The organism is Streptomyces sp. NPDC058008, assembly GCF_042886395.1.
Lineage (GTDB): Bacteria > Actinomycetota > Actinomycetes > Streptomycetales > Streptomycetaceae > Streptomyces.
The window spans coordinates 172504-189215 of sequence record NZ_JBHVQX010000003.1 but is presented as its reverse complement, the minus strand read 5'-3'; the positions used below and the strand labels follow the sequence as shown (position 1 = coordinate 189215).

Genomic DNA, 16712 nt, shown 5'->3' with positions numbered 1-16712 from the left:
GGCACGCACACGGTGTCAAGTGGGTGGGACGGGAGTCTCATCATGTGAGCGGGTCTGGAGCGGGATCGCGCCACCCGCGAGCACCGGCTGAGCGGCCGGGGCGGCGCCCGGGACGGGGTAGTTCCCGCGGATCAGGGTGCGCCGCAGCCGGTACTCGTCCAGCGGTCCCGCGAAGGCCATCCCCTGGCCGTGGGTGCACCCCATGGCGCGCAGGGCGCGCACCTGCTCGGGCCCGTCCACCCCGTCGGCCACGGACTGCATGCCGAGGTCCCCGGCGATGCGCAGCAGCCCGCTGGTGATCTTGTGCAGCCTCGCCGACTCGACGACGCCCTCCACCAGGCACCGGTCGAGCTTCAGTACGTCGATGGGGAGCCGGCGCAGGGCGTTGACCGCGGCGTACCCGCTGCCGAAGCCGTCGAGCGCGATCCGGACACCGAGCCGGCGCAGCGCGACCAGCCGCTGCTCCAGCTCGTCGAAGGAGACCCGGGGATCGCTGTCGGCCACTTCGATCATCAGGGCGCCGGAGGGCAGGCCGTGCCGGGTCAGGAGCGCCTCGACGGAACCCGGGGGCAGGGACCGGTCCAGGAGCCGGGCCGCCGAGACCCGGACGGACACGGAGACCGGGTGTCCGGCACGGGAGCGGTCGGCGGCCTGCTCGACGGCCTTGTCCAGCAGCCAGGTGCCGAGTTCGGCGGCACGTTCGCTGCCCTCGGAGACGCGCAGGAATTCGGCGGGGGTGAACAGGATGCCCTGGGCGGAGCGCCAGCGGGCCTGGGCGGCGACGGCCGCGACCGTGCCGCTGGCGAGGTGGACGACGGGCTGGTGCAGCAGGGCGAACTCGCCGTCGCGCAGGGCGGTCCGGAGCCGGGCGGCGAGCTCCGAGCGGCGCACGACGTCCGCCTGCATCTGGGGGGCGTACAGCTCGACCCGGTCCTTGCCGCCCGCCTTCGCCCGGTACATGGCGAGGTCGGCGTTGCGCATGAGGTCCTTGGGCGTGATGGAGGGCTCGGCGAAGGCGACCCCGATCGAAGCGGCCACCCGGACGTCGGCGGCGCCGATGCGGTAGGGCTGGGACAGCCTGAGGCGCAGCCGGTCGGCGATCTCGTGGACCTGGTACTCCCGGGCGGCCTGGTCGCGGGTCCCGTCACCGACGATCAGCGCGGCGAACTCGTCGCCCCCGAGGCGCGCCGCGGTGTCCGAGGTGCGTACGGACTCCTGGAGGCGGCGGGCGGCCTGGACGAGGAGTTCGTCGCCCGCCTGGTGGCCGATGGAGTCGTTGACCGCCTTGAAGCCGTCGAGGTCGATGAAGAGCACCGCGGTGCCCGGGTCCCCGGCCCGCCGGCCTCCCAGCGCCTGGCCGACCCGGGTGGTGAACAGGGCGCGGTTGGGGAGGTCGGTGAGGTGGTCGTGCTCGGCGTTGTGCTGGAGCTGCGCCTGAAGCCTCACGCGCTCCGTCACGTCGCGGCTGTTGAGCAGCAGGCCGCCCTGGTGGCGGTTGACGGTGGACTCGACGTGGAGCCAGTCGCCGGTGCCCGATCCGAAGCGGCACTCGATCCGGGTGGTGGGTTCCTCGCGGGGCGGCGCGGCGAGGAAGCGGCGCAGTTCGTGGACCACTCCCCCGAGGTCGTCGGGGTGGATGATCGTCGACAGCTCCGCGCCGACGAGGTCCTCGGCGGCCCGCCGGTAGACGCCGGCCGCGGCGGGGCTGACGTAGCGCAGCACGCCGCTCGGCTCGGCGATCATGATGACGTCGCTCGATCCCTGCACGAGGGAGCGGAAGTGGTTCTCCTTCTGGGCCAGTTCCTGGGTGAGCGCGATGTTGTCGAGGAGCATGATGGCCTGCCGGAGGACCAGGGCGAGCACGACCGTGCAGCCCGTGAGGACCACCACCCGGTCGACCCTGCGGCCCTCGACGACGTTGTACAGGATGCCGAGGGTGCAGACCGCGGCCGCCAGGTAGGGCGTGAGCGCGGCGAGGGAACCGGCGATCGGGCGGCTGGCGGCCCGTGGCTCGGGGCCGGGGACCTCGACAGCGTTGTCCTGGCCGCGGTGGGCGCCCCAGGGCGCGTAGGCGAGGAGCAGCGAGCCGGCGAACCAGCCCGCGTCCAGCAACTGGCCCGAGTGGTACGCCGAGCGCAGCAGCGGGGCCGTGAACAGCGCGTCGCACAGCACGGTCATGGCGAGGCCGGCGATGGCGGTGTTCACCGCGGAGCGGTTCCTGCTGACCCGCCGGAAGTGCAGGGCCAGGACCATGGAGACCAGCACGATGTCGAGCAGCGGGTAGGCCAGCGAGAGCGCGGCCCTGGCCACGCTCTCCCCCTCGGCGTTCGCGACCTGGGCGGCATGGGCGAGCGCGAGGCTCCAGGAGATCGTCAGCAGCGATCCGCCGATCAGCCAGGAGTCCAGCACCAGGCAGACCCAGCCGGCCCTGGTCACGGGCCGCTTGGCCAGGACGAGGAGCCCGACGATGGCGGGCGGGGCGAAGCAGAGGAAGAAGAGGTCCGCGAGGGAGGGGGAGGGCACCGGGCTCCCCAGCACCACCTCGTACCACCCCCAGACCGCGTTGCCCCCGGCGGCCATGGCCGAGGAGAGCGAGAACAGGAGCCAGGCGGGCCGGAACCGGCCGCCGCCGGCGCGTGCGTAGAGGAAGCAGGACACCGCGGCGATCAGGGCGGCGACACTGAGGCCGAAGTCACCCATGAAGAGGGCGACCGAGGGGGATCCCCAGCCGACCACGGCCCCCACCGCGTATCCGGCGCAGACGGCGGCGAGGACGATCTGGGTGCCCAGTCCCACGGTCCGCTCCGACGCCGGCTGCCGGGAGAGAAGTGCCCCGAGGGCGCTCACCGCAGAGCCCCACGGGCGGGCCCTCGCGCCCTCGCTGCCGCCGACCTCTCCTGCCCGCCCCGCCGCGGTCCGTCTCTCCACTGGCCGAACATCGCCTGTCGCCCCCTCGCGATCCGCTTCCTCCCCGGCGCCGCCCCTTCCACGGCGCATCCCTCTTGTGGACGATACACCAGAGCCGTCACTCAGGGACATACCTTCTCTACTCTCCGTGACCACCTGGGGTGTTGTGGGTACGGGGCGCCGCCGGTCCGCTCCGCAGCGTGGTCAGCCGGTGGTGAGGACGAGGTTGGCGACCGGCTCCCCGGCGGCGAACCGGGTGAGCTGTCCGGCCAGCAGCCGCTTGGCTCGGGGCAGGAACGCGGAGGTGCTGCCGCCCACATGGGGGGTGATCAGTGTGTGGGGAGCATGCCAGAGGGGGTGGCCCGCGGGCAGGGGTTCGGGGTCGGTCACGTCGAGCGCGGCCCGCAGGCGCCCGGATTCGAGTTCGGCGAGCAGGGCCGCCGTGTCGACGACCGCGCCCCGCGCGACGTTCACGAGGAGCGCGCCGTCCCGCATCGCGGCGAGGAAACCGGGGCCCACCAGCCCCTGCGTGGAAGGGTTCAGCGGGGTGGACAGGATGACGATGTCGGCCTCGGGGAGCAGCGCGGGAAGCTCCTCGATCGCGTGTACGGGGCCGCGCCCGGTCGTCCGCGCGGAGCGCGCGACGCGCACCACCCGCGCGCATTCGAAGGGTTCGAGCCGGTCCTCGATGGCCGCCCCGATCGATCCGTAACCCACCACGAGGACCGACTTGTCGGCGAGCGCCGGGTAGAAGCCGGACTTCCACTCCTCCTCGTCCTGGCCGTGCACGAAGCCGGGGAACCCGCGGAGCGAGGCCAGGACCAGCGCGAGCGCGAGCTCGGCCGTGGACGCCTCGTGCACGCCCTTGGCGTTGCACAGCCTCACCCCGGCGGGCAGCAGCCCGAGTCCCGGCTGTACGTGGTCGATGCCGGCGGAGAGGGTCTGGACGACCTGGACCCCGCGCATCCGCTCCAGCGGACGGACGGCGACCTCGGAGCCCTTCATGTACGGGACGACGTAGAACGCGCAGTCGGCGGGGTCCGCCGGGTAGTCCCGGCCACCGTCCCAGAACCGGTAGTCGAGACCCTCGGGAAGCCCGGGGATCTCCTCGGCGGCGAAGGGCAGCCATACGTCGGTGGCAGATATCGAAGTCATGGTCAGGAGGCTATGCGAAGGGCGCGGAACGGCAGAGGTTACTTTGGGATGCTGGTGGCCCCGTGATCACGTGGGCCGAGGGAGGGTTCGGGGAGTTGGAGCGCAGGACTATCGGTGCGGCGGCGCTCGCCGTGGGCGCGGTCGGGCTGGGATGTATGCCGATGAACTGGGCGTACAGCACGTCGCAGCAGCGCGGTGACCGCTCGGTGCGGACCGTGCACGCCGCCCTGGACGCGGGCGTCCGGCTGCTCGACACCGCCGACATGTACGGGCCGTTCACCAACGAGCTGCTCATCGGGCGGGCGCTCAAGGGGCGCCGGTCCGAGGCCTTCCTCTCCACCAAGTGCGGTCTGCTCGTCGGCGACCAGCACATCGTGGCCAACGGGCGTCCCGGCTACGTGCGCCGTGCCTGCGACGCCTCGCTGCGAAGGCTCCAGACCGACGTGATCGACCTCTACCAGCTGCACCGTGCGGATCCCGAGGTGCCGGTCGAGGAGACCTGGGGTGCGATGGCCGACCTGGTGGCGGCGGGCAAGGTGAGGGCGCTCGGGCTGTGCGCGGTGGGGGCCCGGGCCGGGCGCGGGCCGGGGGCGCGGGTGCACGACGGCACCATCCGGCAGTTGGAGCGGGTGCAGCAGGTCTTTCCGGTCAGCGCGGTCGAGGCGGAGCTCTCGGTGTGGTCGCCGCAGGCCCTGGAGGACCTGCTCCCGTGGTGCGCCGCCCGGGGTGTGGGTGTGCTGGCGGCGATGCCGCTGGGCAGCGGCTACCTCACGGGCACGCTCAAGCCCGGCGAGGGCTTCGAGCCGGATGATCTCCGGGCCAGGCACCCCCGGTTCACGGCGGAGATGATGGCGGCCAACCAGCCCGTGGTGGCGGGGCTGCGCAGGATCGCGGAACGGCACGGCGCCACCCCGGCGCAGGTGGCGCTGGCGTGGGTCCTGCGGCAGGGCCGCCATGTGGTGCCGGTTCCTGGCGCGAAGCGGGAGCGGTGGGCCGTGGAGAACGCGGAGGCGGCGGACCTGGTGCTCACGGAGGGGGATCTGGCCGAGATAGCCGGGCTGCCGCGGGCCGGCGGGTCATGGGGGTGACTCCGTCGCGGGGAATCGGCGGAGATCGGGAACCCGGCGCGGACCTGCGGTGTAAGAACAGTATTGGTGCGATCGTCGAAAGGATCGGTGCTGTGCAAACACCCGTGCTGCGCAAGGGGATGGTGGCTCTGCTCGCCTCGGCCTCCCTCCTGCTGTCCGCCTGTTCGTCCGACGACGGCGGGGCGGTCGGTGAGGGCGCCTCCGCTCCCCCGACGAGCCCCGCGGCCTCGGCGAGCCCGTCGGCGGAGCTGCCGCCGGCCAAGGGCTCGGTCGAGGTGGTCAGGACACTCACGGAGGGGCTGGCGTCCCCGTGGGGTCTCGCGGCGCTGCCCGGGGGCGATCTGCTGGTCTCCTCGCGCGACGACGCGACGATCACCCGGATCGACGGGGAGAGCGGCAGGAAGACCCTGTTGGGCTCGGTGCCGGGGGTGGCGCCGGCGGGCGAGGGCGGCCTGCTCGGCCTGGCCGTCGCCCCGACGTTCGGCGCGGACCACCTGATCTACGCGTACTTCACCACCGAGTCGGACAACCGCATCGCGCGCATGCAGTACGACGAGAAGAAGCCCCCGGGCGAGCAGTTGGGAGCGCCGGACACCATCCTGCGGGGCATCCCGAAGGGGACCATCCACAACGGCGGGCGGATCGCGTTCGGCCCCGACCGCATGCTGTACGCGGGCACGGGCGAGACGGGGGACAAGGGGCTCGCCCAGGACAAGTCCTCCCTCGGGGGCAAGATCCTGCGGATGACGCCGGACGGCGAGCCGGTGCACGGCAATCCCCAGGCCGACTCGACGGTCTACACGTACGGGCACCGCAATGTGCAGGGGCTGGCCTGGGACAGCGAGAAGCGGCTCTGGGCCTCCGAGTTCGGCCAGAACACCTGGGACGAGCTGAATCTGATCGAGCCGGGCAAGAACTACGGCTGGCCCGTCGTGGAGGGCAAGGGAGGCAAGCCCGGCTTCGTCGATCCGGTGGCCGAGTGGAAGACCTCCGAGGCTTCACCGAGCGGCATCGCGTACGCCGAGGGGTCGATCTGGATGGCGGCGCTGCGGGGCGAGCGGCTCTGGCGGATCCCCCTCTCGGGCAGGACCGGCAAGGAACCGCTGGCACCTCCCCAGGCGTTCCTGGACGGGAAGTACGGGCGGCTGCGCACGGTGCTCGCGGCGGGCGGCGACAAGCTCTGGCTGGTCACGAGCAACACGGACGGCCGTGGCACCGTGAGGCCGGGCGACGACCGGATCCTGCTCCTGAAGGTGCGGTAACCGGCGGGCGGGGCCAGGCGGCCTGCCCGGTCCGGATGGCCTGATGGGTCGGGGGCGGCGGAGGCGCGGCACACTCTGACGTGCCGGGGAGGTCGGGGCCACCGCCCGTCGCACCGCTTCGAATCCCCGGGCTCGGTCCGCCCCCACGAGTGCAGGCGGAGGCGGTGTGCCGGAGCAGCCGTCGCACCGTGGCAGGGGCACGGGGCGCGGGGCGCGGTGGACGTGGTGAGCGCGGTGCGGGCCAAGGTGACGCCAGGGCGATCCGGTTGCCGACCACTTGCCCCACGTCTCCCCGGGCCGGGGTGAGATCGGGGCCGGGCGGGCACTGCCGGTGGACGGTGCGCTCTCTCCGGCCGTGCGGATCGGCTCCATGGATCGGTCCGGTGCGGTGCGCAGACGTGCAGACGTGCAGACGTGCACGGTCTTCTCGTCGGTGCGGAGCGAGCGTGGGGGCACCGAGGGCACGGCTCCTCGCCCCCGCCACGCTCACTCCCCCTACGCGCTTCCGCCGAGGCGCACCGCCAGTTCGTACGGGTGCGCCCTACCGACGCCCTTCCGGCGGCGGATCGGCAACAGGTAGGAGGCGGGGGTGGGCAGCGGGTAGGCGGACCTGCAAACGGGGGCCTGTGGCCGGTGTGCCGGAGGCCTCCGGCCGGTGGGAGGGAGGCTCGGACGTACGGGGCGGCCTGACCCGGGCGGGGGGAGCCAGGCCTGACCCGGGCGGGTGCACCTGAGACCTCCGGCGGGTGCGGCCGGAGGTCTCAGGCGGTCCGCCGGGGACTCCCGGCGCGCCGGGTGCACCCGGACACCGCACGCCGGACGTCTCACCCTTGAGGTCTCACACTCGAGGTCTCACACCGGACGTCCCACACCCGAGGTGTCGCGCCCGAGGTCTCAGGTCGGGCGTCTCACGCCGGAGTTCTGAGGCCGGACGCCTCAGGCCCGAGGCCAGGGCCGGCTGTCGTGGGGCCGTCAGCCTGCGGCGGAGGGCAGGGCGAGGAAGAGATCGAAGTACATGCCCAAGGAGATCAGCACACCGAGCACGCCGAGCGTGATGCCCGCGACGGCGACGGAGCGGACCCAGCCGGCCTGCGGACGGAGGGAGGGGGTGCCGAAGGCGGGCCTGACCAGGACGAAGACGCCGACAATCAGCGCGAGCAGGGCGAAGAGCCCGTTGACGAGGGCGGTGCTGTGCCAGGCGTCACCGTAGATCTCGGAGATCTGCTGGGCGGCGCTGCCGCCGCCGGAGGTCTTGATCTGGCCGATCAGGGTCTCGCGCTCCGCGACGACGCGGCCGGTCCACGTGCCCGAGAGCGAGATGATGCCGAGCCCGGCGGCCACCACGGCCGCGGCTCCGGTCCCGACCCCGGCCGCCGCGGCGGCTTCGGCGTCGGCGTAGGGGTCGGGCTCCAGATCGGTCTCCAGGCCGTCCTCCGCGGCCGCGTCCGTCGCGGCCACGTCCATCGCGGTCACGTCGGACGGGCTCACACCCGGTGCGACGTCGTCCGCGACCACGTCTTCCGTGGGAGCGGCCTGCTTCGTCGTGTCCGGCGCGGTGGCCGTCCCGTCCGCCGCCTTCTTCTCTTCGGTGTCGTCAGTGGTCGGAGTGGAGGGGGAGGTGTTCATGCGCCGCACGCTAGGGGTCCCGTATGAGAACCTCCTTAACACTGGGCTCCTCAGCCCCGTCCCTTACGCCACTCGGGGGCCAGAACCGCCCAGATCTCGCTGTCGTGACGCTCGCCACGGTAGGGATAGGCCTCGCGCAGCACGCCCTCACGGGTCATACCGAGCCGCTCGGCGACGGCGGTACTGCGCCGGTTGGCGGCCGAGGCGATCCACTCGATCCGGTGCATGCCCCTCACGTCGACGGCCCAGTCGATCAGCTTCCGTGACGCGCGGGTCACCAGGCCCCGGCCCTCCGCCGCCCCCTCCAGCCAGCAGCCGACCTCGCAGGTGCCGCTCTCCGCGTCGAATATCCGGAAGAGGACGCCGCCGACGAGTGTGCCGTCCAGCCAGATGCCGTGGATCCGGCCGGTGTCGGCCGCCTGCTTGTCGGCGTAGCGCTGGAGCAGGGCCCGTGCGGAGGTGAGGTCCGTGGCCGCCGCGGCGAACGGGATCCAGGGGTCGACCAGGGCGCGCGCCCGGTCCATGTGGGCCAGGAACTCCTCCGCCTGCCAGGGCTCCAGCGGGCGCAGCTCCGCCCCGTCGTCACCCAGTGACACCGTGAACACAGTGCATCTCCTCGGTTCTCGTGCTCGTTCAGTGGACGCGCTGGGGGGCGGCCTGGGCCTGTTCCCCCGCGCGCTTCCCCGGGATCTTCGCACGGGGGGCCGGGTGGTCCGGCGGCTCGATGCTGATGCGCGGAAGCAGCCGGTCAAGGCGGGCGGGCAGCCACCAGTTCGCGCCCCCGAGCAGGTGCATCAGCGCGGGCACCAGCAGGGTGCGCAGGACGAAGGCGTCGAGTGCGACGGCGGCCGCCAGCGCGATGCCGAACATCGCGATGACGCGGTCACCGCTGAGGACGAAGGCGAGGAAGACCGAGATCATGATCACCGCCGCCGAGTTGATCACCCGGCCGGTCTCCGCGAGGCCGACCCGGACCGAACGGCAGTTGTCGCCTGTCTCCAGCCATTCCTCGTACATCCGGCCGACGAGGAAGACCTGGTAGTCCATCGACAGTCCGAAGAGGACCGAGACCATGATCACGGGGAGGAAGGGCTCGATGGGGCCCGCGCTGCCGAGCCCGAGCAGTTCGCTCCCCCACCCCCACTGGAAGACGGCGACGACGACGCCGAAGGAGGCGGCCACGGCGGCCACGTTCATCACGGCGGCCTTGAGGGGGATCGCGAGCGAGCGGAACGCCAGCAGCAGGAGCAGACAGCCGAGTCCGATGACCACACCGACGAAGAGCGGCAGTTTGCCGATGATGATCTCCGCGAAGTCGTCGTAACTGGCCGTGACCCCGCCCACGTGTGTCCGCAGCGAGGTGGTGTCCCCCGCCGCGGGCAGGACGTCGTGGCGCAGCCGGTCGACGAGTTCGCTGGTCCGCTGCGACTGCGGCGCGGAGTCCGGGACGACGGTCAGGAACGCGGTGTCGCCGCTGCCGTTGTACGTCACGGGGCTCACCGAGGCGACGCCGGCCGTGTCCCGCAGCACGGCGGGCAGGCCGTCCAGGGCGAGCCGGTCGTCGGCTCCGTCGAGGCGGGCGGCGATCGTCAGCGGCCCGTTGACGCCGGGGCCGAAACCGTCGGCCAGCAGGTCGTACGCCTGGCGGGTGGTGGCCGAGGCGGGGTTGTTGCCCTGGTCGGAGGTGCCCAGGTGGAGGGAGAGGGTGGGCAGCGCGAGCACCGCCATGACGAGGGCGGCGACCGCGCCCAGCAGCCGGGGGCGCCGCTCGACGAAGGCCGACCAGCGGGCGGCGAAGCCGGTGGCCCGTTCGCTCCACGGGCCGTGCTCGGCGAGCCGCGCGCGTTCCCTCCGGCTCAGGGCCCGCGTTCCGATGAGGGAGAGCAGCGCGGGCAGCAGGGTCACGGAGGCGGCGACGGTGAGCACCACGGTGAGGGAGGCGGCGATCGCGACACCGTTGAGGAAGCCGAGCCGCAGGACGAGCATGCCCAGCAGGGCGACGCAGACGGTGGCCCCGGCGAAGACCACGGCGCGCCCCGTCGTCGCGACGGCGTTCTGTGCCGCTTCCGGTACGGACAGGCCCCGGCGCAGCCCGCGCCGGTGCCGGGTGACGATGAAGAGGGCGTAGTCGATGCCGACGCCGAGCCCGATGAGCATGCCGAGCATCGGGGCGAAGTCGGCGACGGTCATGACGTGGCCGAGCAGCACGATGCCCGCGTAGGCGGTGCCGACGGAGACGAGGGCGGTGGCGATGGGCAGGAGGCTCGCGGCGAGCGAGCCGAAGGCGAGGAAGAGGACGACCGCGGCGACGGCCACCCCGACGACCTCGCTGAGGTGGAGCGTCGGTGTCTCGGTCGTGGCGACGGCGGTACCGCCGAGTTCGACCTGGAGCCCGTCCCCCGCGGCTTCCCGTGCGGTGTCCACGACGGCCCGTACCTGTCCGGGCGGGATCTCACCGGCCCGGTGGTCGAAGGTGACCGTCGCGTAGGCGGTGTGCCCGTCCGCGCTGATCTGCCCCTGGGCCGCGGACGCGGTTCCGTACGGCCCGGTGACGTCTCCGACACCGGGCAGGGCGCCGATGGCGTGCAGCGTCGTGGTCATCGTGCGCTCGACACCGGGGTCGCGGACGGTGGAGCCCTCGGTGTGCCAGACGACGGTGCCGGTGTCACCGCCGGGGTCCTCGAACCCCGACTGGAGGAGTCCGGCCGCCAGACCCGACTCGGTGCCGGGGACCTCGTAGTCGTTGGAGTACGCGGAACCCGCGAACCCCGCCGCCGTGGCGACACCTCCGAGGGCGAACAGCCAGATGAGGACGGTGGCGAGGCGGTGCCTGAGGCACCAGCGTGCGATGGCGGCCAACGGACTGCTCCTGGGGTTCGTGGACCGCGGGGGGACATAAGGGAAACATCCCGCGAAGTCGCATGACCTGGGAGCCTCACTCTGTCAGCCGTTCCTGACCTTTTGTCGCTTTCGTGGTCATGGTCACACGGCCCGGCGACCGCCTCCGCCGCCCGGCGCACGCCCGCACCCCGGCGCCGGGCGGGTCTCCCCTCCCGTCCCGGCCCCCGGACCTCAGCCGGAGACGCTGGCCCTGCCGTTCTCGATGTGGCCCATCAGCCGTCGCCGGAAGGACCCCGCCTCGTCCGCCGTGACCACGAGGTCGTACCAGCCGTGGGCGTCGGCCGCCGAGTGCACGACCGTACGGCTGCGCCCCGGCTTGACCGCGACGGTCCGGGTCCAGTCGCGCAGGTCGTCCTCGTCGACGTACCCGAGGGGCCGCACGGTGAAGGTGAGCGTCCGGCGGCCGTTGTTGCGCAGCGTGAGGTGCAGGTCCCGCTCGTGGGCGTCGACGCGGGAGGAGACTTCGGCGGCGCCGTCGGCCGCGCCCTCGAACTCCCGCCGGAAGCCGTTCGGCCCGGTGACCGTGAAGCGGTACGCCTCGCCGGTCAGCGGCACCGTCCAGCGTGCGGCGCGCCTGACGTCCTTGTGCTGCGGAGCGGGGAACTCCCCGGCGTACGGGTGGAGGGCGAAGTGCGCGGAGGACCGGCCGGTGTTGGTGAGGGAGACCCGCAGCTCCCCGTCCACGCGCTTCGCCTGGGCGTCCGGCTGGTAGGGCAGCGGCCGTGCCGGGCGGGTGCCGGGCTCCTGGACGGGCATGCGCTGGACGGCCGGCGGCCTGGGCTGCCAGCGTCCGCCGAACGGCGGGATCGCGCCCGGGCGTTCCGTCTCCGGCTGCCGCCGCGGACGGCCGAAGTCGAACGCCGAGGTGAGGTCGCCGGCGACCTGGCGCCGCCAGTCGCCGATGTTGGGCTCGCGCACCCCGGTCCAGCGCTCCAGGAGGCGGATCACGGAGGTGTGGTCGAAGACCTCGGAGCAGACGTATCCGCCGACCGACCACGGGGACACGACCAGCAGGGGCACGCGTACGCCGAGCCCGGTGGGCCTGCCCTCCCAGTGCTCCTCGGTCACCTCGGCGGGGGCGACCGGCGGGGGTACGTGGTCGAAGAAGCCGTCGTTCTCGTCGTAGTTGATGAGGACGACGGTGCGCCGCCACACGTCGGGGTGCCTGCCGAGCGCGTCCAGGATCTTGTAGACGATGGTCGCGCTGTGCACCGGCGAGGAGACGCTCGGGTGCTCGGAGTCCACCGCCGACGGGACCAGGTAGGAGACCTCGGGCAGCGTGCCCGCGGCCACGTCCCGGGCGAACGCGTCGGCCAGCGTGCCCGTCTCCACCCGCCGCAGTCCCCGCTCGAACAGGCTGCGCTCGGCCCCGGTCAGCGCGGCGACGCCCTCGTCGAGCAGCCCCAGCAGCCGCTCCCGTTCGCCCGCCGTGCCCGCCTCGCGCACGGTGGCGTAGAAGGACTCCATGTAGGTGTGGCCGCCGGTGCGTGCCAGGGCCTTGCGGGCGACGGCCTTGAAGGTGGCGAAGAACTCGATCTGGTTGTCGGTGAAGTTCTCCCACTCGGTGTACGTCTTCCAGCTCCGCCCGGCCTTCTCCAGCCGCTCGGCGTAGGTGCCCCAGTCGTATCCCGGATGGGTGCCCTCGTCGTAGGCGTCGTTGCCCACGGCCCGCCTGCCGTCGGCCTCGTCGCCCGTCCGGCCGCTCCACAGGTGGTTGCGGTTCGGGCTGGTGGAGCTGTGGATCGAGGAGTGGTAGGCGTCGCAGACGGTGAAGGTGTCGGCCAGCTCGTGGTGCAGCGGGAGGTCGGCGCGGTCGTAGTACGCCATGGTCGCGGCGGTCTTCGCGGTGACCCAGCCGTCCATCCAGCCGTCGGCCCAGGCCCTGGCGCCACCGCTCCACGAGTGGTCGAGGGCGCCGATGTACTGGAGGTCCTTCTTCTGCGTCTCGGCGGCCCCGCGCACGGGGAACGGCAGGACGGTGGTGCCCGCGGGTCCCGGCTGCTCGAAGACGGGCCTGCCGGAGGGCAGTTCGACCGCGTTGCGGTCCCCGAAGCCGCGCACCCCGCGCAGCGTCCCGAAGTAGTGGTCGAAGGACCGGTTCTCCTGCGTGAGGATCACCACGTGTTCGATGGCGTCCAGCCCCGCGCCACCGGACCGTCCGGCCGCGGGCTGTGCGGCGATCGCCGCCTGGAGCGACGGGGGCAGGAACGATCCCGCCGCCGCGGCGCCGAGGGCGCCGCCCCCGAGCGCGAAGAGCCGCCGCCGTGACATGTCCGTCGTCAAAAGAGCCTCCCGATTCCGTATGTACGACGGGAAGCTAGTCACACCGGGTGGCTGCGGGAAGACCGCCGTACGGACTGGCGGTGAACGTCCGCGCGGCTCACGCCGGGTGCCGGAGGCGGGAACGGCCGCAGCGGACGGCGGGAGTGCGGGCGGGAAACGCGGAAAGGGGGCGGTGCACCCGTCGGCCGGGTGCACCGCCCCCCAGGGGCGATCGGGGGATCAGCCCTCGACGCCGAGCTTCTCCAGGATCAGCTCACGGACGCGCGCGGCGTCCGCCTGGCCACGGGTGGCCTTCATGACCGCGCCCACGAGCGCGCCCGCGGCGGCGACCTTGCCACCGCGGATCTTGTCGGCGATCGCCGCGTTGGCCGCGATGGCCTCGTCGACGGCGGTGCCCAGCGCGCCCTCGTCGGAGACGACCTTGAGACCGCGCTTCTCCACGACGGTGTCCGGGTCGCCCTCGCCCGCGAGGACACCCTCCAGGACCTGGCGCGCCAGCTTGTCGTTGAGGTCGCCCGAGGCGACGAGCTCGGCCACCCGGGCGACCTGCGCCGGGGTGACGGGCAGCTCGTCCAGGCTGCGGCCGGTCTCGTTGGCGTTGCGGGCGAGCTCGCCCATCCACCACTTGCGGGCCTGGTCGGAGGGAGCGCCCGCGTCCGTCGTGGCGACGATCAGGTCGACCGCCCCCGCGTTGAGGATGGACTGCATGTCGTGCTCGTTGACGCCCCACTCCTCCTTGAGCCGCTTGCGGCGCAGCCGCGGCAGCTCGGGAAGCCCCTCGCGGAGCTCCTCGACCCAGGCGCGGGCCGGGGCCACGGGCACCAGGTCGGGCTCGGGGAAGTAGCGGTAGTCCTCGGCGTTGTCCTTGATGCGGCCGGCCGTGGTGGAGCCGTCCTCCTCGTGGAAGTGCCGGGTCTCCTGCACGATCGTGCCGCCGGAGTTCAGCACCGCGGCGTGGCGCTGGATCTCGAAGCGGGCGGCGCGCTCGACGGAACGCAGCGAGTTGACGTTCTTCGTCTCGGAGCGGGTGCCGAACGCCTCGCGGCCGTGCGGGCGCAGCGACAGGTTCACGTCGCAGCGCATCTGGCCCATCTCCATCCGGGCTTCCGAGACACCGAGCGCCTTGATGAGCTCGCGGAGCTCGGCGACGTACGCCTTGGCGACCTCGGGGGCGCGTGCGCCGGCCCCCTCGATCGGCTTGGTGACGATCTCGATGAGGGGGATGCCGGCCCGGTTGTAGTCGAGCAGCGAGTGGGAGGCGCCGTGGATGCGGCCGGTGGCACCGCCGACGTGCGTCGACTTGCCGGTGTCCTCCTCCATGTGGGCGCGCTCGATCTGCACGCGGAAGATCTCGCCGTCCTCCAGCTGGACGTCCAGATAGCCGTCGAAGGCGATCGGCTCGTCGTACTGGGAGGTCTGGAAGTTCTTCGGCATGTCCGGATAGAAGTAGTTCTTCCGGGCGAAGCGGCACCACTCGGCGATCTCGCAGTTCAGCGCGAGCCCGATCTTGATGGCGGACTCGACGCCGATCTCGTTGACCACCGGCAGCGCGCCCGGCAGTCCGAGGCAGACCGGACAGGTCTGCGAGTTCGCGTCCTGCTTGAGCTCGGTGGAGCAGCCGCAGAACATCTTGGTCTTGGTGCCGAGCTCGACATGGACCTCAAGGCCCATGACGGGGTCGTACGTCGCGAGGGCGTCCTCGTACGACTCCAGGTCGATGACAGTCACGGTGAAACTTTCCCTCTCAGCCCAGCAGGACGTCGTCGTCGCCGAGACGCTTGAGTTCGCGGTAGAGGATCGCCATGCCGGTCACGATCGCGGCGGCGGACACGGCGGCGTCGATCAGCCGCAGCGTGTCGTTGTCCTGGCGGGCCATCCTCGCCTGCTTGACGACGCTGAGCGCGCCGAAAGCGGTGGTGCCGAGCGACAGGTACACGCCGGACTTGGACTTCTTGAAGTTCTTGGCCTTCTTTGCCATGGCACTCACAGTGACGGAGCCTCCTCGAGCAGCGGGTGCCCCCACTTTTCCACGAAGGCGGCCTCGACGGCGGCTCCGACCTTGTACAGCCGGTCGTCCTTCATGGCGGGGGCGATGATCTGCAGCCCGACCGGCAGGCCGTCCTCCGGGGCCAGGCCGCAGGGCAGCGACATGGCGGAGTTTCCGGCGAGGTTGGTCGGAATGGTGCACAGGTCCGCGAGGTACATCGCCATCGGGTCGTCAGCGCGCTCGCCGATCGGGAAGGCGGTGGTGGGCGTCGTCGGGGAGACGATGACGTCCACCTGCTCGAAGGCCTTCTCGAAGTCCTGGGTGATGAGCGTGCGGACCTTCTGCGCCGAGCCGTAGTACGCGTCGTAGTAGCCGGAGCTGAGCGCGTACGTGCCGAGGATGATGCGGCGCTTGACCTCGTCGCCGAAGCCCGCCTCGCGGGTGAGCGCGGTGACGTCCTCGGCGGAGCGCGTGCCGTCGTCGCCGACGCGCAGGCCGTAGCGCATGGCGTCGAAGCGCGCGAGGTTCGAGGAGCACTCGGACGGCGCGATCAGGTAGTACGCCGAAAGGGCGAGGTCGAAGGACGGGCAGTCCAGCTCGACGACCGTGGCGCCGAGGGACTTCAGCAGCTCGACCGACTCTTCGAAGCGCTGGACGACGCCGGCCTGGTAGCCCTCGCCCGCGAACTGCTTGACGACACCGACGCGCATGCCCCGCACGGAGCCGTTGCGCGCGGCCTCGACGACCGGCGGGACCGGTGCGTCGATGGACGTCGAGTCGAGCGGGTCGTGTCCGCCGATGGCCTCGTGCAGCAGGGCCGCGTCCAGGACCGTACGGGCGCAGGGGCCGCCCTGGTCGAGGGAGGAGGAGAAGGCGACCATGCCGTAGCGGGAGACGCCGCCGTAGGTGGGCTTGACGCCGACGGTGCCGGTGACGGCGGCGGGCTGGCGGATGGAGCCGCCGGTGTCCGTGCCGATGGCCAGCGGCGCCTCGAAGGAGGCCAGCGCGGCGGAGGAACCGCCGCCGGAACCGCCCGGGATGCGGGTGAGGTCCCAGGGGTTCCCGGTCGGGCCGTAGGCGCTGTTCTCGGTGGAGGACCCCATGGCGAACTCGTCCATGTTGGTCTTGCCGAGGATGACGACGTCGGCGGCCCTCAGCTTCTTCGTGAGGGTCGCGTCGTACGGCGGGACCCAGCCTTCGAGGATCTTCGAACCGACGGTGGTCGGCATGTCCCGCGTGGTGAAGATGTCCTTGAGCGCGAGCGGGACGCCGGCCAGCGGGCCGAGCTTCTCGCCCGCCTCTCGCTTGGCGTCGACGGCGCGGGCCTGCGCGAGCGCGCCCTCGCGGTCGATGTGCAGGAAGGCGTGGACCTTCTCGTCGATGGCGTCGATCCGGGCCAGGTGGGCCTCGGTGACCTCGACGGCCGTCAGCTCGCCGGACGCGATCCTCGCGGCGATCTCGGCCGCGGTGAGCTTGATGATGGTGCTGATGTCCGTCATGGCT

General features: G+C 72.4%; 11 protein-coding genes. 2 read left to right on the top strand and 9 right to left on the bottom strand.

The annotated features are described in order from the left end of the window. Window positions 1-15 precede the first annotated feature (15 nt). Entirely contained in the window at window positions 16-2847 is a 2832-nt protein-coding gene (locus ACFVS9_RS04390) for a putative bifunctional diguanylate cyclase/phosphodiesterase (RefSeq protein ID WP_383115497.1), read from the bottom strand. Between the two features lie 264 nt (window positions 2848-3111). Further along, on the bottom strand, window positions 3112-4062 hold the full coding sequence (locus ACFVS9_RS04385; protein ID WP_389929946.1) for a 2-hydroxyacid dehydrogenase: 951 nt from the start codon (window positions 4060-4062) through the stop codon (window positions 3112-3114). Window positions 4063-4193: 131 nt separating this feature from the next. On the opposite strand from ACFVS9_RS04385, the gene ACFVS9_RS04380 reads away from it, so the two are divergent. Both ACFVS9_RS04380 and ACFVS9_RS04375 read left to right on the top strand, forming a co-directional pair. Further along, on the top strand, window positions 4194-5150 hold the full coding sequence (locus tag ACFVS9_RS04380; protein ID WP_383115498.1) for an aldo/keto reductase: 957 nt from the start codon (window positions 4194-4196) through the stop codon (window positions 5148-5150). 119 nt (window positions 5151-5269) lie between these two features. Continuing rightward, entirely contained in the window at window positions 5270-6412 is a 1143-nt protein-coding gene (locus ACFVS9_RS04375) for a PQQ-dependent sugar dehydrogenase (protein ID WP_383115499.1), read from the top strand. 972 nt (window positions 6413-7384) lie between these two features. Here the strand turns inward: ACFVS9_RS04375 and ACFVS9_RS04370 are convergent. The 7 genes from ACFVS9_RS04370 to gatA all read right to left on the bottom strand — a co-directional run bounded on the left by ACFVS9_RS04370 (window position 7385) and on the right by gatA (window position 16708). Then, window positions 7385-8038, bottom strand: a complete 654-nt coding sequence (locus ACFVS9_RS04370) for a hypothetical protein (RefSeq protein ID WP_389929944.1) — start codon at window positions 8036-8038, stop codon at window positions 7385-7387. A gap of 50 nt (window positions 8039-8088) precedes the next feature. Beyond that, window positions 8089-8643: a GNAT family N-acetyltransferase gene (locus ACFVS9_RS04365; protein ID WP_383115494.1), complete on the bottom strand. Its 555-nt coding sequence runs from the start codon at window positions 8641-8643 to the stop codon at window positions 8089-8091. 28 nt (window positions 8644-8671) lie between these two features. Further along, window positions 8672-10897 (bottom strand): MMPL family transporter, encoded by a 2226-nt coding sequence (locus ACFVS9_RS04360; protein WP_389929942.1) that lies wholly within the window; start codon window positions 10895-10897, stop codon window positions 8672-8674. 213 nt (window positions 10898-11110) lie between these two features. Continuing rightward, a complete protein-coding gene (locus ACFVS9_RS04355) occupies window positions 11111-13222 on the bottom strand; it encodes a phosphocholine-specific phospholipase C (RefSeq protein WP_383115496.1) in 2112 nt (703 codons plus the stop codon). Between the two features lie 219 nt (window positions 13223-13441). Then, window positions 13442-14950 carry an Asp-tRNA(Asn)/Glu-tRNA(Gln) amidotransferase subunit GatB gene (gene gatB / locus ACFVS9_RS04350; protein ID WP_383117210.1) on the bottom strand — a complete coding sequence of 503 codons (1509 nt, stop codon included), beginning with the start codon at window positions 14948-14950 and terminating at the stop codon, window positions 13442-13444. A gap of 16 nt (window positions 14951-14966) precedes the next feature. Continuing rightward, window positions 14967-15200 (bottom strand): hypothetical protein, encoded by a 234-nt coding sequence (locus ACFVS9_RS04345; protein ID WP_356884902.1) that lies wholly within the window; start codon window positions 15198-15200, stop codon window positions 14967-14969. 5 nt (window positions 15201-15205) lie between these two features. Beyond that, complete coding sequence (gene gatA / locus ACFVS9_RS04340) at window positions 15206-16708, bottom strand: Asp-tRNA(Asn)/Glu-tRNA(Gln) amidotransferase subunit GatA (RefSeq protein ID WP_389929939.1); 1503 nt, start codon at window positions 16706-16708, stop codon at window positions 15206-15208. Window positions 16709-16712: the final 4 nt, after the last annotated feature.